The organism is Paraburkholderia lebeckiae (assembly GCF_014201005.1).
Classification (GTDB): domain Bacteria; phylum Pseudomonadota; class Gammaproteobacteria; order Burkholderiales; family Burkholderiaceae; genus Paraburkholderia; species Paraburkholderia tuberum.
This window is the reverse complement of record NZ_JACHDK010000003.1, coordinates 200,392-219,584: the sequence shown is the minus strand read 5'-3', so window position 1 is coordinate 219,584 and position 19,193 is coordinate 200,392. Positions and strand designations below refer to the sequence as shown.

The window sequence follows — 19,193 nt, the reverse complement described above, 5'->3', positions numbered from 1 at the left end:
TGATGCAAATCTGTCTCTTTCTGATCGGCACGAGCGACGCGCGGCAGTCGCTCACGGACCCGCCCGCGCTGCTGCGGGCCGCCACGCAAGTCGCGGGGCTGCGCAAGCTGATCGTGCACGAGCCGATCGCGGGACAGGTCGATGCGCGTATCGCGCCGGCGGCGGATGCGCCGTCGTGCGTGTTGCAGTGGTACTTCGACGAACTCGAGCCGCTCGAAGCCGCGCTCGAACCTGACGGCGCGATCGCGCACGCGTTGCATTCGGCCATGCGCGCCGAATTCAGCCCGCAAAGCTTCTCGCAGCAGGTGATGGCCGTGCGCATCTTCGCGCCGCCGCAGGCTGCGTCGGTCGAAGACAACGCGCAACGCTGCACCTATCTGGTCGCATACGAAGGCGTCGCGCAAGACTTCAACGCGTGGCTTACGCACTATCTGGCGCATCATCCGCCGTTGATGCTGCAATTGCCGGCGCTGCGCGAAATGGAGATCTACACGCGCATCGACAGCCGCAGCGGTTTGCCGTTTGCGCGCGCGAGCGCGATGCAACGCAACAAGGTCGTGTTCGACGATGCGAGCGCGCTCACCGATGCGCTCGCGTCGCCGGTGCGCGATGCGATGCGCCGCGACTTCCACGCGCTGCCGCCGTACAGCGGGGCGACGCCGCATTTTGCAATGCGCAGCATCTACGGTAACCTCGCCGCATATTGACCGGCGCGTCGCGCGGCCAGCGACATGCCTTAGTTTGCGAGAGCTGCGCATGAACAAGCTGAATCCCGGCATCGCCGATCTGAATCTTCTGCGCGTGTTCCTCGCGATCTGGGACCTGCGCAGTCTGACGGCGGCCGGCGATCGGCTCGGTCTCACGCAACCGGCGGTCAGTCATGCGCTGCGCCGCTTGCGCACTCTGTTCGAAGACCCGCTGTTTTCGCGCACGCCCAACGGCATGGTCCCCACCGATGCCGCGTACCGCCTTTATCCGCCGCTCGCGCAAGCGTTCGCGATCATCAACGAAGCCGTGCAGCAGCTGGCGAAGTTCGAGCCGTCGACCGCGCGACGGGTGTTTCGCGTGTCGATGTCGGACATGTCGGAGTTCTACTTCTTGCCCCCGCTCGCCGCGCTGCTCGATCGCGAAGCGCGCGGCATCCGCATCGAGGTTGCCAATGTGCCGGTCGAGTCGGTCAGTGCGGCGATGCGCGTCGGCGAAGTCGATCTTGCGCTCGGCTATGTGCCGGGTCTCGACGCGGGCTGCGTGAGCCAGACGCTGTTCGTCGACGAGCACGTGTGCGTGGTGCGCGCCGGTCATCCGTTGCGCAAGACGAGGCCGAGCCGCGAAGATCTGACCGCGCTACGCTACGTGTACGCGAGCACCAATGCGACCGGGCATCGGATGGTCGAGCAATGGCTCGACGAGCTGAACCTGAAGCGCGAGGTCGTGCTGCGGCTGCCGCATTTCGTCGTCGCGCCCGAGATCGTGATGAATACCGATCTTGCTGTGATCTTTCCGAAAAGCATCGCGAAGCGCTTCAACCGCGGCAAGGCGTTCCGGATTCTGCCGCTGCCGTTTCCGCTGCCGCCGATCGAAATCCAGGTGCACTCCCACTCGCAGTTCGCGGCGGACCCCGGCATCGCGTGGCTGCGCGAGACCATCCATACGATGTTTCATCAGCCGGCACGCTGAGCTTGCCCGCGGGTGCCCGGGAACGCCGGGGCATATTAGCTGCACTGATACCCGCCCTGCTTTTCGGCTAATTTGACGCCACTACCTGTCGCCTCGACACTGCGTATCGTGCGAAGCCTTTTCTGAAAGGCCGCACTCCCCCAATTCAGATGCGAGCAGACATGTCCTCCGTTCAATCCCCGATCACGGCCGAGCGCGCCACGGCAGAGTCGGATCGCGCACTCAGGAAAATCATCATTGCGTCGGTGGCCGGCAACGCGATGGAGTGGTACGACTTTTTCGTGTACGGCACCGCGGCTGCGCTCGTGCTCGGGCAACTGTTCTTTCCCGCGCACGCGGACCCGTTGATCGGCACGATCGGGGCGTTTGCCGCGTTTGCGATCGGGTTCGTCGCGCGTCCGCTGGGCGGCATCGTGTTCGGGCATATCGGCGACCGCTATGGACGCCGCGCGTCGCTCGTCTGGACGCTGCTGATCATGGGCTTTGCGACCTTCGGCATCGGGTTGTTGCCGACCTATGAGCACGTCGGTCTGGCCGCCCCAGCGGCGCTCGCGGGCTTGCGCTTGCTGCAAGGCATCGCATCAGGTGGCGAATGGGGCGGCGGCGTGCTGATGATCAGCGAGAACGCTCCGCCCGAAAAACGCGGCTATTTCGCGGCGTGGAGTCAGCTCGGCGTGGGCGGCGGTTTCGTGCTGTCGGCGGGCGCGTTCCTCGCGGCGCAAGCGCTGCCTCACGATCAGTTCATGTCATGGGGATGGCGTCTGCCGTTTCTCGCGAGCATCGTGATTTTCGCGCTCGGCGTGTACATCCGTCACAACCTGCCGGAGAGCCGCGACTTCGAGAACGCGGAGAAAGCCGGCAAGACCGCGCATATGCCGGTGCTCGAAGCGATCAAGCGTCACCCGAAAGAGATCCTGATGGCGATGGGTCTGCGGGTCGCGGAAAACGGCGGCGCCTATATCTTTCTCGCGTTCTCGCTCGTGTACGGCAAGTTCGTCGGCATTTCGAATTCGGTGATGCTGACCGGCGTGATGCTCGCGATGGTGGTCGAAATGGGCGCGATGCTCGCGTGGGGCAAGCTGTCGGACCGCATCGGGCGCAAGCCGGTGTATATGATCGGCGCGGTGTCGCTCGCGGTGATGGCGTTTCCGTTCTTCTGGCTGCTCAACACGCAGTCCACGCCGCTGATCTGGCTCGCGCTGGTGCTCGGCACGGCCGTCTGCCACGGCGCGATGATCGGCACGCTGCCCGCGCTCGTCGGCGAACTGTTCAGCACCGAAGTCCGCTATTCCGGGGTGGCGCTGGGTCACGAAGTCGCGTCGATCTTCGCGGGCGGCCTGTCGCCGCTGATCGCGACCGCGCTGCTCGCGCACTACCAGGCCTACTGGCCGGTTGCCGTGTTCCTGATCTTGCTCGGTCTCGTTACCGTCGTCACGCTGAGGTTCACGCACGAAACGCGTCAGCCGTAATGCTTCGCCTGCCTGGCGTGCAAGCCTTCGCGCGGTGACGTGTATGGCGCGAAGGCTTCGCTTTGGCCCGCGCAGTCTGAGGTAAAGGAGTGCGGTAACATGGCACTCCCCCAAGACCCGGTCCTCATGTCAGCGCATGAAAGTCGACACCACCACCGTTCGTCTCGTCGTCGCGATGGTCGAAGAGGGCAGCATCTCGCGGGCGGCCAACCGGCTGGGGCTCGCGGTGGCGGCGGCGTCGCGGCGGCTGTCGGATCTCGAGGAGCAACTCGGCACGAAGCTCTTCAGGCGCGTACCGCACGGCGTGGAAATCACCGAGTCGGGTGGCAAGCTCCTCGGCTATCTGCAGCAGGTCGACACGCTGGTGGACCGGCTCGCGAGCGAGGCGCAGGCACTCGTGAGCGGGTTCGACGGGCGCATCGTGATCGGCGCGCCGAAAGCCGTGATCATCGAGTTTCTCGCCGCGGATATCGCCGCGATCCGGAATGCCTACCCGGGCATCTCGCTGAAGATCGTCGAAGAGAACAGCCGCATCGTGCAGCAGATGTTGCGCGACAAGATGATCGACATCGGCATCTACGAAAAGAAGAGCGGCTTTCTCGATCTGCCGCAAATGCGCTATCGCGAGGACCGGCTGGTGCTCGTTTATAGCCGCGCACATTTCCATCTTGATCCGCAGCCGATCACGCTCGACGCCTTGCTCGAGCTTCCGCTCGTCAGCCTCGGCAAGGGCTCGGCAATCCTTGCTGCCGTGCAGCGCGCGTTTCACAGCCGCGGCCGCCGCTTCGATTGCGACTATCTGGTCAATGGTTTCGACACCATGCTCGCCGTGGTGCGGCACGGGCTCGGCGTGGGTCTGATGCCGCCCGACGTGCTGCGCAGCTTCCATCCCGAGGACGGCCTCGGCGTCGTCGAGCTCGCGGGTGACTGGCATCAACGTAGCTACGTACTGTCTTGCGTGGAAGGACATGCGCAGGCGCAGACGCTGCGCAACGTCGAAGCCGCGCTCACGGCCGGACGGCGCGTGGCCGGCCGCTGAAGCGCGGGCGCAGCAGTTCCTGCGCTCGACGCCCTCGACTGCAAAGCACCCCCTTCGTCTTTTGCGAAACCAGGTATGACCGTCGCATTCTTGCGGCGGCACCCTCGCGTGCGCGACAGTTGACGCACGCCAACACGGTGCCGCAACGGCCGGCCGCGCGACGTGCTTCGCGCGACAGCGGCCCGGCAGGAAAAACAGGAGACGACATGACGCAAAGCCACGCCCAAACACCCTCCAACGACGACGCGGACACGGACAACCGGCCGTTGCCGCTACAAGGCATCCGCGTGCTCGACGTCAGCCAGGTGATGGCAGGCCCGTTCGCCTGCATGATGCTCGCCGATCTCGGCGCCGACGTCATCAAGGTCGAACCGCTCGAAGGCGACCAGACGCGCGGCGCGATGGGCTTCAAGATGAAAGGCCCGGACAGCATGGGCTTTCTGAACATGAACCGCAACAAGCGCTCGGTCGCGCTGGACCTGAAGACCGACGAAGGGCGCGAGTTTTTCTACAAGCTGGCCAAGACCGCCGACGTGATCGTCGAGAACTATCGGCCCGGCGTGGTTCAGCGGCTGCGGATCGATTACGAGACGATCCGTGAAATCAACCCGAAGATCGTCTATGCGAGCATTTCGGGCTTCGGTCAGAGCGGCCCGTGGTCGCAACGTCCCGGCTTCGACCTGATGGCGCAGGCGATGTCCGGCGTCATGAGCGTGACCGGTTACAAAGGCGGCAAGCCCGTGAAAGCCGGCGTGCCGGTGGCCGACATCGGCTGCGCGCTGTTCGCCGTGTACGGCGTGCTTTCCGCCTATATCGGCGCACAGAAAACCGGGCAGGGGCAGCACGTCGACGCGTCGCTGTTCGATTCGGCGATGGCCTTCTCGATCTGGGACATGTCGGATTACTGGGGAACGGGTGTCGAGCCGACACCGCTTGGCACCAGCAACAAGATGAGCGCGCCGTACCAGGCCGTGAAGGCTCGCGATGGTTACTTCGTGATGGGCGCAACCAACCAGAAGCTGTGGTCGCGTCTTTGCGAACTGCTGGAGCGGACCGATCTGCTGACGAATCCCGAGTTCGAGACCGTTTCGCTGCGCCTGAAGAACCGCGAGGCGCTGATCGAATCGCTCGAGAAGTCGTTCGGCCAGCGCGACTGCGAGGCATGGATCGAGACGATGCTGGCCGCGGGCATTCCCGCCGGACCGATCCTGTCGTATCCGCAAGCCTTCAGCAGCGAACATGCGCAGTATCGCCGTATGTGCATGGAGATCGACCATCCGGTTGAAGGCAAGGTCAAGAACATCGGCTTTCCGGTCAAGATGCTCGGTACGCCGCAGCACGTGCGACGCCATCCGCCGCGGCTGGGCGAGCACAACGACGAGCTTTACGCAGAGATCAACGGGGCCGCGAAATGAGCGAAGCGACGAGTGAGAAAGTCAGGCTCGAACGTCTGACGGAGTCGGTCGCGCAGATCGTGATCGACCGCCCCGAGCGGCACAACGCGATGTCGATTCCGATGTACGAGACCTTGCTGGCATTGATCGACCAATGCCGCGCGGACGAAACCGTAGGTTGCATCGTTCTACGCGGCGCGGGCGGCAAGTCCTTCATCTCGGGCACCGACATCGACTACTTCCGCGACTTTACGGCGGGCTCGCAGGGCGTCGAATACGAAGCGCTCGTCGAACAGGTGATCGACGCGGTCGAACGCATTGCGGTGCCCACCGTCGCCGCGATCGACGGTTGGGCCGTGGGTGGCGGACTCGCCATCGCTACCGCGTGTGACTTTCGCATCTGCGCGGAGGGCTCGCGCTTCGGCGCGCCGATCGCAAAGACGTTATCGAACACGCTGTCGTCACGCAATCTCGCGCGGCTCGTGGCGGCATTCGGCGTGCCGCGCGTGAAGAAGATGCTGCTGCTCTCCGATTTCCTCAGTGCCGCCGAAGCGCACGCGTGCGGCTATGTGTACGACGTCACGGCGAAGGAACAGGTCGGCAACGCGGCGTGCGCGCTCGCCGAGCGGCTCGTTGCGCTATCGCCCGTGACGCAGCATGCGGTCAAGGAGAGCTTGCGGCGCATCGTGATCGATCAAAGCCTCGCAGACGAGGATCTCGTCGAGCAGGTGTACGGCAGCCAGCGGTTCCGCGACGCCGTCGCGGCCTTCGGCTCGGGAACGCCGAAAGGCTGAGCGTCCCGGATCGCACGCGCAATCGCGTGGCTTCACCACAAAAAATAAACCGCATCTGGAGGACGACACATGAAACGCCTGTCGCTGAAGGCCACTACCACCGTGCTGGTGATGTTGTGCCTGATGTATTTCATCACCTATGTGGATCGCGTCAACATCAGTACGGCAGCGGGGCAGTTCAAGAGCGAGCTCGGCCTCAGCAATACGCAGCTCGGCATCATTTTTTCGGCGTTCGCGTATCCGTACGTGATCTTCCAGTTTGTCGGCGGATGGGTCAGCGACCGCTTCGGCGCGCGCCGCACGCTGCTTGCATGTGCGGCAATCTGGGCCGTGGCGACCGCGCTGACCGGCATGGCGGGTGGTTTCGCTTCGCTGATCGCGGCGCGCCTGCTGCTGGGTCTCGGCGAAGGCGCGACGTTTCCGGCCTCGACCAGCGCGATGGCCTCGTGGATCGCCCGTGACAAGCGCGGCATGGCACAGGGCATCACGCACTCGTCCGCGCGGCTGGGCAATGCCATCGCACCGATGCTGGTCCTCACGCTGATGACCGCGTTCAACTGGCGCCTTTCGTTCTATCTGCTCGGTGCAATGAGCGCCGTCTGGCTGGTCCTCTGGTATCTGACCTACACGGAGCGTCCCGTCGATCACCCGCGTATCACGCGCGCCGAACTGGATAAACTGCCGCCTCCCAAGACGCGTCCGGTCGATCCGCGCGGCACGTGGATGCGCCTGTATAAACGCATGGCACCGATCTCGGCCGTGTACTTCTGCTACAACTGGATCCTGTGGCTGATGCTCGACTGGATGCCGCTGTACTTCATGCATTCGTTCCACCTGAACATCAAGAAGGCCGTGGTGTTCACCTCGGGCGTATTCGTGGCGGGCGTGATCGGCGATCTCGTCGGCGGCATGGTGAGCGACCGCCTGTTGCGCAGGACCGGCAACGTCAAGCTCGCGCGCAGCTATCTGGTGGCCTCGTGCATGGCGTTGACCGCGCTGTCGCTGGTTCCCGTCGTGCTGCTGCACGATCCGATGATTTCGCTGATCTTCCTTGCCGCGGCGATGTTCTTCAACGAAATGAACGTCGGCCCGATGTGGGCGATTCCGATGGACGTCGCCTACGACCGCTCCGGCACGGCCAGCGGCATCATGAGCGGCACCGGCTTCACTGCGGCGATCGTGAGCCCAGTCATCGCCGGGTTGGTCGCCGACCGGTTGCACAGCTGGGATCTGACGTTCGTACTGTCGATCGGCGTGATGCTCTTCGGCATCGTGCTGAGCTTCTTCATGAAGCCGAACATACCGTTTTCGAATGACGCGACGCAGCCGCGCAGCGAATCGCAACGCAAGGAGGACGCGCTGTCGGGCGCTTGACACTTCAGCATAAAATAAATCGTATTGATGCAAGCACGGTTTTTTAATCTATTTTGCTTATCCGATGCGGGGCGCTAATCTCGGCATATCGTCCCCCCAGGAATACATCGGAAGGCAATCATGGAAGCGCAAACCCTGAAGGTTCGGGTCGACGCCTTGTGCGAAGAAGCACACGGGGTCCGCTCGTTCAGCATTTCGCGGCTCGATGGGCTGCCGTTCGAGCGCTACGAACCCGGCGCCCATATCGACGTCACGAGTCCTTCGGGCGTCACGCGGCAATACTCGTTGTGCGGCGACCCGGAGTGTATCGAGTCGCAGATTTTCGCGGTGAAGAAGGAGGAGCAATCGCGCGGCGGCTCGCGCTCGCTTCATGAAGAGGTGAGCGTCGGCACCGAGCTGTCGGTCGGCGCGCCGCGCAACCTTTTTCGTCTCGAAGAAAGCGCGGACGAGCACATCCTGATCGGCGCGGGCATCGGCATTACGCCGTTGCTGTCGATGGCTTATCGGCTCGCCGCGCGGCACGCGCGCTTCGCGCTGCACTATTTCGCCCGCGGCGAGGCGCACGCGGCCTTCATGACGCTGCTCACGCGCGAGCCGTTCGCACGGCACGTGAAGCTGCATTTCGGCGTGCAGCCCGAGGAGCTGAAACCCGCGCTCGATGCGTGCCTGCTCGATGCAGGCGCGAACGCGCATGTCTATACGTGCGGTCCCTTGCCGTTCATGGATTTTGTCGTAGCGAGCGCTCAGCAACGCTTGCCCCCGGAAGCGATTCATCTCGAACGCTTCAAGGCGGAGCCGGCGCCCGCGGCCGAAGCGTCGCTCGATAGCTTCGACGTGCAGCTCGCGAGTAGCGGTCAGACGGTGCGAGTCGATGCGAACACGTCGATCGTCGACGCCCTCGCGTCGATCGGTATCGAAGTGGACACGTCATGCGGCGAAGGCGTGTGCGGTACCTGCATGGTCGATGTGGTCAGCGGCGAGCCCGAGCATCGCGATCACTGCCTGAGCAAGGCCGAGCGCGCAAGCAATAGCGTGATCTGCTGCTGCGTGTCGCGCTCGCGAACCCCCGTGCTCGTGCTCGACCTCTGATTCACCTGCGCGCAATCACATTTTCTCGAAGCCCGCGAGGATCTCGGTGATGAGGCCGCGCATCCACGCGATGCCTTCGTCTTCGTGGAAATGCTCGTGCCAGTGCATCGTCACGGCGGCCTTCGGCAGCGGCACGGGCAGTGCATAGATCCGGAACGCGTCGCCGCGGTTGAGGATATGCGCGAGCCGTTCGGGCAGCGTCGCGAACAGATCCGTCGCGGCGAGCACGCCAGGCACCGCGACGAAATGCGGCAACGCGAACGCGATATTGCGGCCGACGCCTTGCGCGCGCAGCGCGTCGTCGAGCGCATGGTGGCTATGTTCGAGCGAGCGCACCTGGATGTGCGACGCGGCCAGAAACCGGTCGAGCTTCAGCGTGTCACCGCTCGGCAGGTCGCGGCGCTTGCGCGTCATGCACACATACGATTCCTCGAACAGCAGGCTATGCCGCGTGCGCGGCAGCAGCGACGGCAGATTGCCGATCGCGAAGTCGAGCCGGCTCGAGCGCAGCGCCTCCTCGATCTCCTCCACCGGCAACGGCTCGACGACCAGCTTCACGCGCGGCGCGGACTTCTGCAGCGCCGCGCACAGCGCGGGCAGATAGGCCATTTCGCCCGCATCCGATAGCGACAGACGAAACGTGCGCGTGCTCGTCGTCGGATCGAATCGTTCCGCGTAACGCAGCGCCTGACGCACGGTGTCGAGCGCGTGGCCAACGATTTCCGCGAGTTCGAGCGCGACGGGGGTCGGCTGCATACCCGCGCGCGTGCGGATAAAGAGCGGATCGTCGAACATCGTGCGCAGACGGCCGAGCGAGTAGCTAACCGCAGGCTGCGACAGCGCGAGGCGTTCGCCCGCTTTCGTCAGGCTGCGCTCCTCGACGATCGCCTGAAACACTCTCAGCAGATTGAGATCGACGTGGTCGATGGAGGTCATGGGGTCTCTTGTGATATCAGCCGAACTTATTCGGCAACCTGTTTTTAATCGATTTGACGCATGATCGTCGCAAAGCGAGACTGATGTCAACGAGAGGATGCGCTGATGTGTTGCACGCGACTCGTCGCGTCGATGCGCGTCTTCATTCCAACCACGCAACTGTCCCCCGCATACGATGAGTACGCCGACCTATCAAACCATCGACACCAGCGCTTTAGCCAGGCGCGCCGAGGCCGATCGCATCGCGCCTTCCCTGTACTACGATCCCGAGCTGTTCGACGTCGAACTGGAGCGCATTTTCTACAAGACGTGGATCTGGGTCGCGCATGACAGCGAGCTGCCGAAGCCTGGCGATTTCATCACGACGACGATCGGCCGGCAGCCGGTGATCGTCGTGCGCGACAGGAGCGGCGCGGTCAACGTGCTGCAAAACCGCTGCCGGCATCGCGGCGCGACCGTGTGCGAAGAGCACAAGGGCAATGCGAAGGGCTTCACGTGCCCGTATCACAGCTGGTCTTATGCGCTCGACGGCACGCTGCGCGCTCTGCCGTACGGCGACGGTTACGAAGGCGTATGCGAAAAGGGCGATCTGCCGCTGAAAAAGCTGCGCGTGGGTGTCTATCAAGGCCTGATCTTCGCGAGCTTCAACGAAACGATCGAACCGCTCGAAGACTTCCTCGGCGGCGCGAAGCCGTGGATCGACCTGTTCATGAAGCAGGGCGCGGGCTATCCGATCAAGGCCAACGGCGAGCACAAGTTCAGGTTCAAGGGCAACTGGAAGATCCAGCTCGAAAACACGACGGATCTGTACCACTTCCCGGTCGTGCACAAGTCGTGGATGAAGTCGATCGACGACGAGACCGCCGCCGCGATCACGAGCTTCATGACGAGCGACCAGGCGTTCTGCCGCTCGCTCGGTAACGGTCACAGCCTCGCGGTGCTGATGCCCGAGATCGTCGATCTTGACCGCGACGATGGCGCGCCGCTGCCCGAGCGCTTCAGCGAACTCGCCGCGCAACTCGCGCAAAAGCACCCGCCGGAAGAAGTGCGCCGCATCGTGCGCTCGCTGATGGGCGTCGGCTTCAACCTGAACCTGTTCCCGAATCTCGCGCTGTCGATGGCGTTCTTCCGCGTTCTGCGGCCGATTTCCGCCGAGGAAACGGAGATTCGCCACGTCGCGCTCGCAATGGACGGCGGTCCTGAAGAAGCGAACCGCGTGCGCCTGCGCATTCACGAGCACTTCCAGGGCCCCTTCGGCTTCGGCAGTCCCGACGACGCCGAAGCGTGGGAGCGCGTGCAGCGCGGCTCGCATGCGGGACCGGACGTACCGATCCTCGTCAATCGCGGTCTGAATCGCGAAACGACCGCCGCGAATGGCGAGAAAACCGCCCACGCAACCGATGAAACCGGCATGCGCGAAGCCTACAGGCAATGGCGCGCAATGATGGAGCAGGCATGATGGACGACAGAAACGTACTCTTTTCCCACCAGACGTTTGCGCGCGCGATCGAGTTCATCTGGCGCGAAGCCGAATTGCTCGATCGACGCGACTATCGCGAGTGGCTCGAGTTATGGGACCCGGCGGGCCACTACGTGGTGCCGATCGATCCGAACGCGACCGATTACGCGGCAACGCTGAACTACGCATACGACGATCAGCAGATGCGCGAGCTTCGCGTGCAGCGCATGACGTCGGGCTATTCGGCATCCGCGTCGGATGCCGCGCGCACGGTGCGCACGGTGTCGCGCTTCACGCTCGCGAGCGATAGCGCGGACGTGGTCGAAGTGAAGTCGTCGCAGATCATCATCGCGTACAAGCGCGGCACGTCGACGATCTTCGCGGCCGATCTGACGCACAAGATCAGCATGGCGAGCGGCGAGCCGCGTCTCGTCGAGAAAGTGATCCGCCTGATCGATTCCACCGATGCGCTGAGCGCGATCGGCTTCCTGCTCTGACCGGTCATCATGCCGACACTCGAAGTCTATTTGCCGAACCAAGGAACGTTCCCATGAGCGACAACCGAAACCTGCCTTTGCGTGTGCTGTTCTGCTGCGGCGTCTCGCAGAACTTCTTCGACTTGCCGCGCGAACAGACCGGCGAAGTGTGGCAAGCGTACGGCAAGATGCTGAACGCTATCGAAGCGATGGAAAACGTGCGCGTGCTGGGCGTGATGGACGACGATCGGCTCGTGGTCGGCAACGCCGATGGCGCGCCGTGGACGTTCTACGTCATGGCCGACGTCGCCGACTTCGATACGGCGGTGGCCGTGTGCAATCTGTATCGGACGACGCCGGTTGGCGACTACAATCTGTGGCGCTACGGCAAGATCGAGGCGCGCGTGGGCCGTGCGCTGACGGTGCCGCCAGCGGTCTCCAACCATGCGTGACGCGATGACCGATCCGGCTATCGACGCGCTGCTCGCGCGCGTCAAAGCGCTAGAAGCACAGAACGCGGTGCGTAACACCATCGCGCGCTACATGGCGTTGTGCGATGTGCCAATGCGCGCGCTCGAAGGCGAGGCGCTCGCCGCGCTGTTCGCCGAAGACGCCATCTGGGAAGGCATCGGCCCGCAGTACGCGAACAAGTTCGGGCGTCTCGAAGGGCCGGCGCGGATCGTCGCGATGCTGCAGCATTATCTGCCGCCCACGCCGCACTTCGCGACCAATGTGCACTTTCTGACTGGGGAGCATATCGAGGTGAACGGCGACACGGCGAAGGGTCGCTGGATCATGCTGCAGGCTTCGGGTTATGTCGATGCGAAAGCGGAACTGATCGCGGCGCGCCTCGAAATCGACTTCGTGCCCGCCGCTCACGATGCGGGCGCGACATGGCTGATCCGCCATTTCCGTACCGAGCGTCTTTTCGATGCACCGTGGCAAGTCAACCCGACCCAGGGAGTTTCGGCATGAGCGCATTTCTGCAGACATTCGATCTGAGCGCGACGGACAACGCCGACGCGCCGACGATCGCGATCAAGGACAGCATCGACGTCGCCGGCCACGCGACGACAGCGGCAAGCCGCGCGCTTGCCGACGCACCGCTTGCATCGGAGCACGCCGAAGTCGTGCGGCGTTTGCTCGACGCCGGCTGGCGAGTCACTGGCAAAACCAACATGCACGAACTCGCGTTCGGCATGACCGGCATCAACGACTTTTCCGGCACGCCGGTCAATCCGCAGGACGCGGCACGCATTCCGGGCGGATCGTCGAGCGGGTCCGCGTCGGCGGTCGGGCAGAAGTTCGTGGACGCCGCGCTCGGTACCGACACCGGTGGCTCGGTTCGCGGTCCCGCCGCATGCTGCGGCGTTATCGGGCTGAAGCCGACGTTCGGCCGCGTGTCGCGGCACGGCGTGGCGCCGCGCGTCACGACACTCGACTGCGTTGGACCATTCACACGCGAGACGGACACGCTGATTCGCGTGATGACGGCGATCGATCCTTCGTTTCGCGCTGACGATGCGCGTCGAGACGTTTCGCAGTTGCGCATTGGCATGGTCGCAGTCGACGCGGATGACGACATCGCCAAAGCAATCGCCGACGCGGTCGGAAAGTCCGAACTCGCCACGCAAGCGATCGAACTCGCGTCCCTGAAGGACGCATTCACGGCCGGCCTCGCGGTGATCAACGCGGAGACATCGCGCGCATTCGGCCATCTGGTGGCAAGCGGCAAGCTCGGCGCCGATATCGAAGCGCGCCTGCGCGCGGCCGCGGCCACGAGCGCCGCCGATCTCGATGCGGCGGAACGCGTGCGCCGCACGTTCACCGACGAAGTGGACCGCGCGCTCGACCGGGTCGACGTACTCGTGCTGCCGACGCTGCCCGCATTGCCGATCACGCTCGAAGCAGCACGCGCAGGCACGTCGGTGATCGGCATGTCGTCGTTGATCCGGCCGTTCAACCTGAGCGGGCATCCGGCGCTGAGCCTGCCCGTTCCGATCGAACGCTCGACGCTGAAGGCGGGCCTGCAAATCATCGGTCGCAAGAACGACGACGAAACGGTGTGCGCATTCGCCGCGCACCTCGAAGCGCGCCTCGCGCAATCCGCCTGAACGCAATCAAGGAGTCAGCAACATGTCGAACAGAATCGCGCTCGTGACGGGTGCCGCGCGCGGACTTGGCGCCGTTGTCGCGCGTCGTTTTCACGAGGCAGGCTACAGGGTCGCGCTGGCCGATATCGCGATCGAATCCGCGCAAGCGCTCGCGCATGAACTCAGCAGCGACGGCTCGAGCGCCTGCGCAATCCGGCTCGACGTCACGCGCAAGGCGGACTTCGAGGCGGCGCGCGACGCGTTGCTGGAACGTTGGGGCGGCGTGGACGCGCTCGTCAACAATGCGGGCGCCTCGAAGGTCGTGCCCGTGATGGACATTACCGCCGAGCAGTTCGATCAGGTCATCAACGTGAATCTGCGCAGCGTGCTGTTCGGCTGCCAGGTATTCGGGCAGTACTTCGCGCAGCGCGGCGTGGGCCGCATCGTCAATATCGCGTCGCTGGCGGGGCAGAATGGCGGCTCGGCAACGGGCGCCCACTATGCGGCCGCGAAGGGCGGCGTGCTGACGCTGACCAAAGTCTTCGCGCGCGACCTCGCCGCGCGCGGTGTGACAGTCAACGCGATCTCGCCGGGGCCGCTCGATTTGCCGATCGTTCACGAGAGCGTGCCGGCGGACAAGCTGGCAAAAGTGATCGAAGCGATACCGGTCGGCAAGCTCGGGGCCGCGTCGTATGTTGCCGATGTCGCGGTGATGCTCGCTTCCGGTGACGCTTATTTTGCCAATGGCGCGTGCTGGGACGTCAACGGAGGCTTGTACATGCGCTGAGGCGTCTGCAAGGGCCGAGGCGGCCGGGTCATTCCGGCCGCTCGTCCGGCGGGCTCCATACTTCGAGCACGCCGCGCACGAGGGTCGGAATCGACGAAGCGCCGAGCTTTTCCCTGATGCTCGCGCGCCTGCATCGGAGGGCTGATACGTCGAACCGGCCGAACATGGTAGCACCGGTGGAACACCATGCGTCGGAGTGCGACGCGTTTTGCGAGGTGGCAGTTTGTGAAGTTGATATCAACCTATCGCTAACAACAGTTATCAACAGTGAGGAGATATTTGGCCAAAGTTCTGATGCCATGCATTCGCGTGCGGTGTCAAACTGAAGGCCATGCGCGATAACCCGCAGCATGGATCGATTGCGACGACCCCGATATGCCTCCACAGTGACGCAGTTCAGCGTGCGCGGGCAGATCGTGGTGCTGTCGCGCGAGCACACTCAATCGCCGAGACCCAGTTCCGCGTCGAGCGTTTGATCGACTTCGAGGAAGCTGCCTGTGCCGTGCACAATGACGGCGTTACTACCGAACGTCAGTGCGCCATCAAGACGCGGATTCGCACGATAGGTCTGCATCGTGTCGGTTGGCTCGTGCCGCCATGAGGGGTTGGGCGCGCCGGTGCGTTGGTCGATCGTCTGCACCCTGCAGCGTGTGCACAGCTTCACGAGGCGCAGTCGCATTGGCATGCCGTCGGCTTGTGTGTCGAGATGTTCAACGCAGTCTTCCTCGTATGCGTCGAGGCCGGACACAACGATGTTCGGTCGGAAGCGATCTAATGGAATCGCTGGCGCGCCTTTGGCGACGAGTCGCCGATTCAGGTCGTTGAGTGAAGTCTGTCCGATCACCAGCAACGGATATCGGTCTGCGAAACAGGTCGACGCGTCAAGGTCGCCGGTCCATTTGCGGCTGCACGCGCGTCGTACGCCGGGCGCGAAGCGTGTGAGCTTCGCCGACGTGCCGAGGTAATCCGTGAACCATGCGGCGGTTTCCGTGCCGGTGTCGATCGCATCGACGGTGTCGTGCCAGACGGTGACCGTCATCGTCACAAGTTGCGCCCATGCGACGCCGTCAAGCGGCGTGCGCAGCGCCGGCATGCCGGGCGCGGTGACCACGAGCGCGTCGTCGTCGAAGGCAGTGCGCACAAGCGCGAGGCGAGGATGCGTCCGCTGCGTGATCATCTCGCCGTGTGTGTCGGTCACCATCCAGTGACGATCATACGCAAGCCCGGTGTCGAGCAGTTGCGCGCGGCGCAGTGCGATGCCGCCGCAGGACTTGATCGGATAAACGAATAGCTCGCTGATAACTGGCATGGCGCTGGTTTCGATCGATGCAGAAAGTAAAAGCGCGATTATCTATCGCTCGTCAAGAGTCAAAAACAGTTCCAATCTTTTAGGTGGGCAAAATTGGAACAAATGGGTCGGGCAGTCAGACATAGGTCCGTTGTCCCCAGTCCCGATGCGGCTATCGGGGCGGCCCCTCGCGTCGCCGGAGAAACATCTATAGTTCGAGCGTGATGATCTCGCCGACAGGGCGACTGCAACACGCAAGGCGATATCCCCTCTCACGTTCGATGCTCGTCAGACCAATTTCCGACGAAGATTCCACTTCGCCATCGATTAGACGAACACTGCAACGACCGCAGATCCCCATTCTGCACTGACTGGGGATTACAACGCCATGCACTTCCAGCGTCTGAAGCAGCGTATCGCCTCGTAATGCTGTTATCACGCGATTGCTATCCGCCAACATTAGCTTACAAGGGCTTTCGATTGCGGGTGGCGACAGGGCTGGTATCCTTGTACTTCCGCTATCTAATTGATGCTGGTCGAGAATCACCGCGTTTGGAAATACACCGACGAGCTTGCACTCCCAGTCGGCGACGAACGAACTGCTTCCACACAGCACGATCGCCCCTGGCACTGGCATTCTGTCAGCAAGGCTGACAGGATCCGGGCGACCCGACATCAGATAAGAGATTCCCTCACGGACACGTTCTCGAGTGACAAATGTCGTCACGGACAACCATGGATGACGTGCTTGCAATGCCAATAATTCGGTAAAGTAGAGCAGGTCGTTCAACTGCGGCACACAGACGATTAGATTCACATCTGGGACTTGGGCGCCATGGTCAGCCAGCGCTGCCAATCCTCTGACCAGCCCCAATGGCAATGTAACACCCACCCCAGCGCACACCATCAGCACGGTCCCGTAGCGCAACAGCGATCTGGATGTCAGAACCCCCGACACGCCCTCTGCGATCAGCATCGAATTTTGCGTCAAGGATTGATGGATCGACGCGGACACGCCGTAGCCAAGCTGACGCTTGACTGCGATTTCTATGAGACCTTTATCTGGCCTGCCGGCGATTGAATAGTTTCGCCGTTGCACTTTGTTCTTCGCATCCGGATATTTCAGCAGTAGGTGTTTCCCATAATCGCACTCGTCGTAGCGTTCTGAATCCAGCAGGCGCAGCCAGTATGCATTGACGGAATTCGACATCCGGACAACGTTCTCACATCTAAAATGAAGTGGCCCTTTCATTCGGTTCTCTGGTCTCATTCGTCCATGGGTCTCTGGTTGGATGTATCCAACCTCAGGCTGTCCAGTAGGGGATCGCTTGCAAACCCAGCCTGTCGAGTAGAGTCATCACCGAGTCCTGGTACACCTTGACCTGACCTATCTTGTGCGAGTCCTGAATAATCTCGTCGCGGTTGGGGAAGTCGATGTGCGTCAGCACCGCTGACCACGCTCCCATTTCGTTATCGGCAAACATGTCGACCGTCTGAGGCACCACCCGAGCAAAATAGGCTCGTTCGCTTTGCGAAAACGAACCGATGATATGCTCAGCCGCGACACTGAACACGCTTGAGTGTCCCCATTCATCGATAGCGTGAGCGCGTGTGACTTCCTGGCAGATCGGTTGAATGAGTGTATCGTCAGACAGTGTCCTCAAGTAGTCGGTTATCAACGTCTCGCTTGCGCAGGCGATTGCGAACCGCGTCAGACGACGCTCCGATTCCGAGCCACAATGGGAAAGCAGTCGCGATCGCCAAGTCACAAGGTTGAAATCTGTGTAGTCGACCGGCCTTAGGTTGCGCTGCAGATAGATGTAGTTGCAAGCGCTAATCGACATCTTCGTATGCAAAGCTTCGTCGAGTAATGCCTCTCCCATTACCTGCTGCAACTCATATCTCGCTTGTCCGTTACCGACAGGAGACTTGATGAGATCCTCGCAGGCCGGCGTGACAATGTCGCATTCGACGTACACTGTCTTCAGGTTGTAAATTGCCCATGCATACGACAACACGGCTGATTTTAATTCAGGTCGAGCGTTCAACCACCGCGGGTGCGACCGGAAAGGCAGGAGTGATTCCGCGAAATCCGGTTTTTCGGGGCTGAACGCGATCGAGTTGTAATCCAATGGACCCTTGTTGACCATGGCCCGATCACGCCAAAGAAGAGAAAGTTTCTTTAGAGTTTCTTTTACGTGACTCGATTCAACATTAGCATCGGTAAGCATGTTTAACTTTGCGAAAGGTGATGGAGCCCGCCGTGCGTTGTATGGCAGGCTAGTATTGTGGAGGAACGAAGCGAGATCGAATAGGAAATTGGACGGGCTTGATGCCGTGATTCGTCCTGCGACGGCATAGTGCCTGCTCGCGGCGATGCCGTGCCGGACGGAAGCGCTCTATGGCAGCATCAAGCCTTCGACGCGCTCGAGGAAGCTGTCCGCACCGAAACTGGCGCGTTGCCCCTCCTGTACATGCCGATGGCGAGGCCTGCAATAATAACCACAATCGAAACCAGTTCGACCGGATGTACTTGCTCCCCGATAAGGAGCATCGAAGTTACGATTCCAAACACCGGGATCATCAGCGACAGCGGGGCAACCGTCGATACCGGATAAAGCTTCATCAGCGAGTTCCATCCCCAGTACGAGAAGTGGGTAGCAAGGTAAACTTGGAAGACGAGCGAGAACAAGGCAATGCCGTTGATGTTTTGCCAAGTGACCACGAACGGATGTGCCCCCTCTACCAGCCAGGTCCCGAGCAGCAGTGGAATGGGCGGAAAGAGGCTAGCCCAGACCATGAAGGAGAAGATTTCCTTCACCCCGGACTTTTTGATAAGCACGTTGCCAACGCTCCACGAAACTGCGCTCAGAACGATCAACGCAATGCCGAAGATCTGGTGTGCACCTTTTTGCGCGAGGAAGATTCCGGCCAGTCCAAGCAGCACCACGAAGGCGCCAATCCACTGCGCAGGACGTAAGGTCTCGCGAAACAGCAACGCCCCCCAAAACATCGTGAAAAATGCGCTCAACTGGATGATCAGCGATGCGATGCCTGGAGCTACGCCTGCTGCGATTCCGTAGTTGATGGCTCCCCACATGCCAACGCCAAATATCAACCCATACGCTGCCACATAACCGAAATGGACCGACGGTCTGCGGATAAAAAAGACCAGCGGAATGGCGGCGAGCGCGAAACGGACACCGGTCAGCACAAACGGATCCATTGAATCCAGACCGAGTTTGGTGATGGGAAAATTGATGCCCCATACGAAGGTGACGAGTAACGCGAGGGTTAAGTGTTTCTTCTCCATGCTTT

20 protein-coding genes are annotated in these 19,193 nt (G+C 62.2%); 14 read left to right on the top strand and 6 right to left on the bottom strand.

The window, feature by feature from the left end; translation table 11 throughout:
- Nucleotides 1–2 precede the first annotated feature (2 nt).
- The 8 genes from HDG39_RS07530 to HDG39_RS07495 all read left to right on the top strand — a co-directional run bounded on the left by HDG39_RS07530 (nt 3) and on the right by HDG39_RS07495 (nt 8,836).
- Nucleotides 3–707, top strand: coding sequence for an EthD family reductase (locus HDG39_RS07530; RefSeq protein ID WP_184005211.1), 705 nt, complete (start codon nt 3–5; stop codon nt 705–707).
- A 49-nt stretch (nt 708–756) separates the two neighbouring features.
- Nucleotides 757–1,677 (top strand): LysR family transcriptional regulator, encoded by a 921-nt coding sequence (locus HDG39_RS07525; protein ID WP_184004546.1) that lies wholly within the window; start codon nt 757–759, stop codon nt 1,675–1,677.
- Between the two features lie 161 nt (nt 1,678–1,838).
- The gene (locus HDG39_RS07520; protein WP_184004543.1) at nt 1,839–3,146 is read left to right on the top strand and encodes an MFS transporter; all 1,308 of its coding nucleotides are present in this window, start codon (nt 1,839–1,841) and stop codon (nt 3,144–3,146) included.
- A gap of 136 nt (nt 3,147–3,282) precedes the next feature.
- Nucleotides 3,283–4,185: a LysR family transcriptional regulator gene (locus HDG39_RS07515; protein ID WP_184004540.1), complete on the top strand. Its 903-nt coding sequence runs from the start codon at nt 3,283–3,285 to the stop codon at nt 4,183–4,185.
- A gap of 206 nt (nt 4,186–4,391) precedes the next feature.
- The gene (locus HDG39_RS07510) at nt 4,392–5,600 is read left to right on the top strand and encodes a CaiB/BaiF CoA transferase family protein (protein ID WP_184004537.1); all 1,209 of its coding nucleotides are present in this window, start codon (nt 4,392–4,394) and stop codon (nt 5,598–5,600) included.
- Nucleotides 5,597–6,373, top strand: a complete 777-nt coding sequence (locus tag HDG39_RS07505; RefSeq protein WP_184004534.1) for an enoyl-CoA hydratase — start codon at nt 5,597–5,599, stop codon at nt 6,371–6,373. Before HDG39_RS07510 ends, HDG39_RS07505 begins: the two co-directional genes overlap by 4 nt.
- Nucleotides 6,374–6,442: 69 nt before the next feature.
- Complete coding sequence (locus tag HDG39_RS07500; protein ID WP_184004531.1) at nt 6,443–7,747, top strand: MFS transporter; 1,305 nt, start codon at nt 6,443–6,445, stop codon at nt 7,745–7,747.
- Nucleotides 7,748–7,867: 120 nt separating this feature from the next.
- Nucleotides 7,868–8,836, top strand: coding sequence for a PDR/VanB family oxidoreductase (locus HDG39_RS07495; RefSeq protein ID WP_184004529.1), 969 nt, complete (start codon nt 7,868–7,870; stop codon nt 8,834–8,836).
- Between the two features lie 15 nt (nt 8,837–8,851).
- Here HDG39_RS07495 and HDG39_RS07490 read toward each other — a convergent pair whose 3' ends face one another.
- A complete protein-coding gene (locus tag HDG39_RS07490; protein ID WP_013092856.1) occupies nt 8,852–9,772 on the bottom strand; it encodes a LysR family transcriptional regulator in 921 nt (306 codons plus the stop codon).
- Between the two features lie 175 nt (nt 9,773–9,947).
- Between HDG39_RS07490 and HDG39_RS07485 the strand changes: the two genes are divergently transcribed.
- From HDG39_RS07485 to HDG39_RS07460, 6 genes are read left to right on the top strand one after another with little or no spacing between them, the layout of a single operon-like run.
- Nucleotides 9,948–11,231: an aromatic ring-hydroxylating oxygenase subunit alpha gene (locus tag HDG39_RS07485; protein WP_184004526.1), complete on the top strand. Its 1,284-nt coding sequence runs from the start codon at nt 9,948–9,950 to the stop codon at nt 11,229–11,231.
- Nucleotides 11,228–11,728 (top strand): aromatic-ring-hydroxylating dioxygenase subunit beta, encoded by a 501-nt coding sequence (locus HDG39_RS07480; RefSeq protein ID WP_184004523.1) that lies wholly within the window; start codon nt 11,228–11,230, stop codon nt 11,726–11,728. The genes HDG39_RS07485 and HDG39_RS07480 overlap by 4 nt, the downstream gene beginning before the upstream one ends.
- Nucleotides 11,729–11,781: 53 nt before the next feature.
- Nucleotides 11,782–12,159, top strand: coding sequence for a hypothetical protein (locus HDG39_RS07475; protein ID WP_184004520.1), 378 nt, complete (start codon nt 11,782–11,784; stop codon nt 12,157–12,159).
- Nucleotides 12,152–12,682 carry a nuclear transport factor 2 family protein gene (locus HDG39_RS07470; RefSeq protein WP_409339017.1) on the top strand — a complete coding sequence of 177 codons (531 nt, stop codon included), beginning with the start codon at nt 12,152–12,154 and terminating at the stop codon, nt 12,680–12,682. Before HDG39_RS07475 ends, HDG39_RS07470 begins: the two co-directional genes overlap by 8 nt.
- Nucleotides 12,679–13,821, top strand: a complete 1,143-nt coding sequence (locus HDG39_RS07465; protein ID WP_184004516.1) for an amidase — start codon at nt 12,679–12,681, stop codon at nt 13,819–13,821. The genes HDG39_RS07470 and HDG39_RS07465 overlap by 4 nt, the downstream gene beginning before the upstream one ends.
- Nucleotides 13,822–13,843: 22 nt before the next feature.
- Nucleotides 13,844–14,587, top strand: coding sequence for an SDR family NAD(P)-dependent oxidoreductase (locus HDG39_RS07460; protein ID WP_184004513.1), 744 nt, complete (start codon nt 13,844–13,846; stop codon nt 14,585–14,587).
- Nucleotides 14,588–14,615: 28 nt separating this feature from the next.
- Here the strand turns inward: HDG39_RS07460 and HDG39_RS07455 are convergent, their stop codons facing one another.
- The 5 genes from HDG39_RS07455 to HDG39_RS07435 all read right to left on the bottom strand — a co-directional run bounded on the left by HDG39_RS07455 (nt 14,616) and on the right by HDG39_RS07435 (nt 19,188).
- Nucleotides 14,616–14,753, bottom strand: coding sequence for a hypothetical protein (locus HDG39_RS07455; protein WP_221305650.1), 138 nt, complete (start codon nt 14,751–14,753; stop codon nt 14,616–14,618).
- Nucleotides 14,754–15,026: 273 nt separating this feature from the next.
- Nucleotides 15,027–15,896, bottom strand: coding sequence for an MOSC domain-containing protein (locus tag HDG39_RS07450; RefSeq protein WP_184004509.1), 870 nt, complete (start codon nt 15,894–15,896; stop codon nt 15,027–15,029).
- A 187-nt stretch (nt 15,897–16,083) separates the two neighbouring features.
- A complete protein-coding gene (locus HDG39_RS07445; protein ID WP_260327576.1) occupies nt 16,084–17,085 on the bottom strand; it encodes a 2Fe-2S iron-sulfur cluster-binding protein in 1,002 nt (333 codons plus the stop codon).
- Between the two features lie 94 nt (nt 17,086–17,179).
- Nucleotides 17,180–18,106, bottom strand: coding sequence for a diiron oxygenase (locus tag HDG39_RS07440; protein WP_184004503.1), 927 nt, complete (start codon nt 18,104–18,106; stop codon nt 17,180–17,182).
- Between the two features lie 179 nt (nt 18,107–18,285).
- Nucleotides 18,286–19,188 (bottom strand): EamA family transporter, encoded by a 903-nt coding sequence (locus HDG39_RS07435; protein ID WP_184004500.1) that lies wholly within the window; start codon nt 19,186–19,188, stop codon nt 18,286–18,288.
- Nucleotides 19,189–19,193 lie beyond the last annotated feature (5 nt).

Bases quoted from the DNA above. Each gene is read 5' to 3' on its own strand.
- HDG39_RS07530 (WP_184005211.1), top strand. From the start codon at position 3: ATGCAAATCTGTCTCTTTCTGATCGGCACGAGCGACGCGCGGCAGTCG.
- HDG39_RS07525 (WP_184004546.1), top strand. From the start codon at position 757: ATGAACAAGCTGAATCCCGGCATCGCCGATCTGAATCTTCTGCGCGTG.
- HDG39_RS07520 (WP_184004543.1), top strand. From the start codon at position 1,839: ATGTCCTCCGTTCAATCCCCGATCACGGCCGAGCGCGCCACGGCAGAG.
- HDG39_RS07515 (WP_184004540.1), top strand. From the start codon at position 3,283: ATGAAAGTCGACACCACCACCGTTCGTCTCGTCGTCGCGATGGTCGAA.
- HDG39_RS07510 (WP_184004537.1), top strand. From the start codon at position 4,392: ATGACGCAAAGCCACGCCCAAACACCCTCCAACGACGACGCGGACACG.
- HDG39_RS07505 (WP_184004534.1), top strand. From the start codon at position 5,597: ATGAGCGAAGCGACGAGTGAGAAAGTCAGGCTCGAACGTCTGACGGAG.
- HDG39_RS07500 (WP_184004531.1), top strand. From the start codon at position 6,443: ATGAAACGCCTGTCGCTGAAGGCCACTACCACCGTGCTGGTGATGTTG.
- HDG39_RS07495 (WP_184004529.1), top strand. From the start codon at position 7,868: ATGGAAGCGCAAACCCTGAAGGTTCGGGTCGACGCCTTGTGCGAAGAA.
- HDG39_RS07490 (WP_013092856.1), bottom strand. From the start codon at position 9,772: ATGACCTCCATCGACCACGTCGATCTCAATCTGCTGAGAGTGTTTCAG.
- HDG39_RS07485 (WP_184004526.1), top strand. From the start codon at position 9,948: ATGAGTACGCCGACCTATCAAACCATCGACACCAGCGCTTTAGCCAGG.
- HDG39_RS07480 (WP_184004523.1), top strand. From the start codon at position 11,228: ATGATGGACGACAGAAACGTACTCTTTTCCCACCAGACGTTTGCGCGC.
- HDG39_RS07475 (WP_184004520.1), top strand. From the start codon at position 11,782: ATGAGCGACAACCGAAACCTGCCTTTGCGTGTGCTGTTCTGCTGCGGC.
- HDG39_RS07470 (WP_409339017.1), top strand. From the start codon at position 12,152: ATGCGTGACGCGATGACCGATCCGGCTATCGACGCGCTGCTCGCGCGC.
- HDG39_RS07465 (WP_184004516.1), top strand. From the start codon at position 12,679: ATGAGCGCATTTCTGCAGACATTCGATCTGAGCGCGACGGACAACGCC.
- HDG39_RS07460 (WP_184004513.1), top strand. From the start codon at position 13,844: ATGTCGAACAGAATCGCGCTCGTGACGGGTGCCGCGCGCGGACTTGGC.
- HDG39_RS07455 (WP_221305650.1), bottom strand. From the start codon at position 14,753: ATGTTCGGCCGGTTCGACGTATCAGCCCTCCGATGCAGGCGCGCGAGC.
- HDG39_RS07450 (WP_184004509.1), bottom strand. From the start codon at position 15,896: ATGCCAGTTATCAGCGAGCTATTCGTTTATCCGATCAAGTCCTGCGGC.
- HDG39_RS07445 (WP_260327576.1), bottom strand. From the start codon at position 17,085: ATGTCGAATTCCGTCAATGCATACTGGCTGCGCCTGCTGGATTCAGAA.
- HDG39_RS07440 (WP_184004503.1), bottom strand. From the start codon at position 18,106: ATGCTTACCGATGCTAATGTTGAATCGAGTCACGTAAAAGAAACTCTA.
- HDG39_RS07435 (WP_184004500.1), bottom strand. From the start codon at position 19,188: ATGGAGAAGAAACACTTAACCCTCGCGTTACTCGTCACCTTCGTATGG.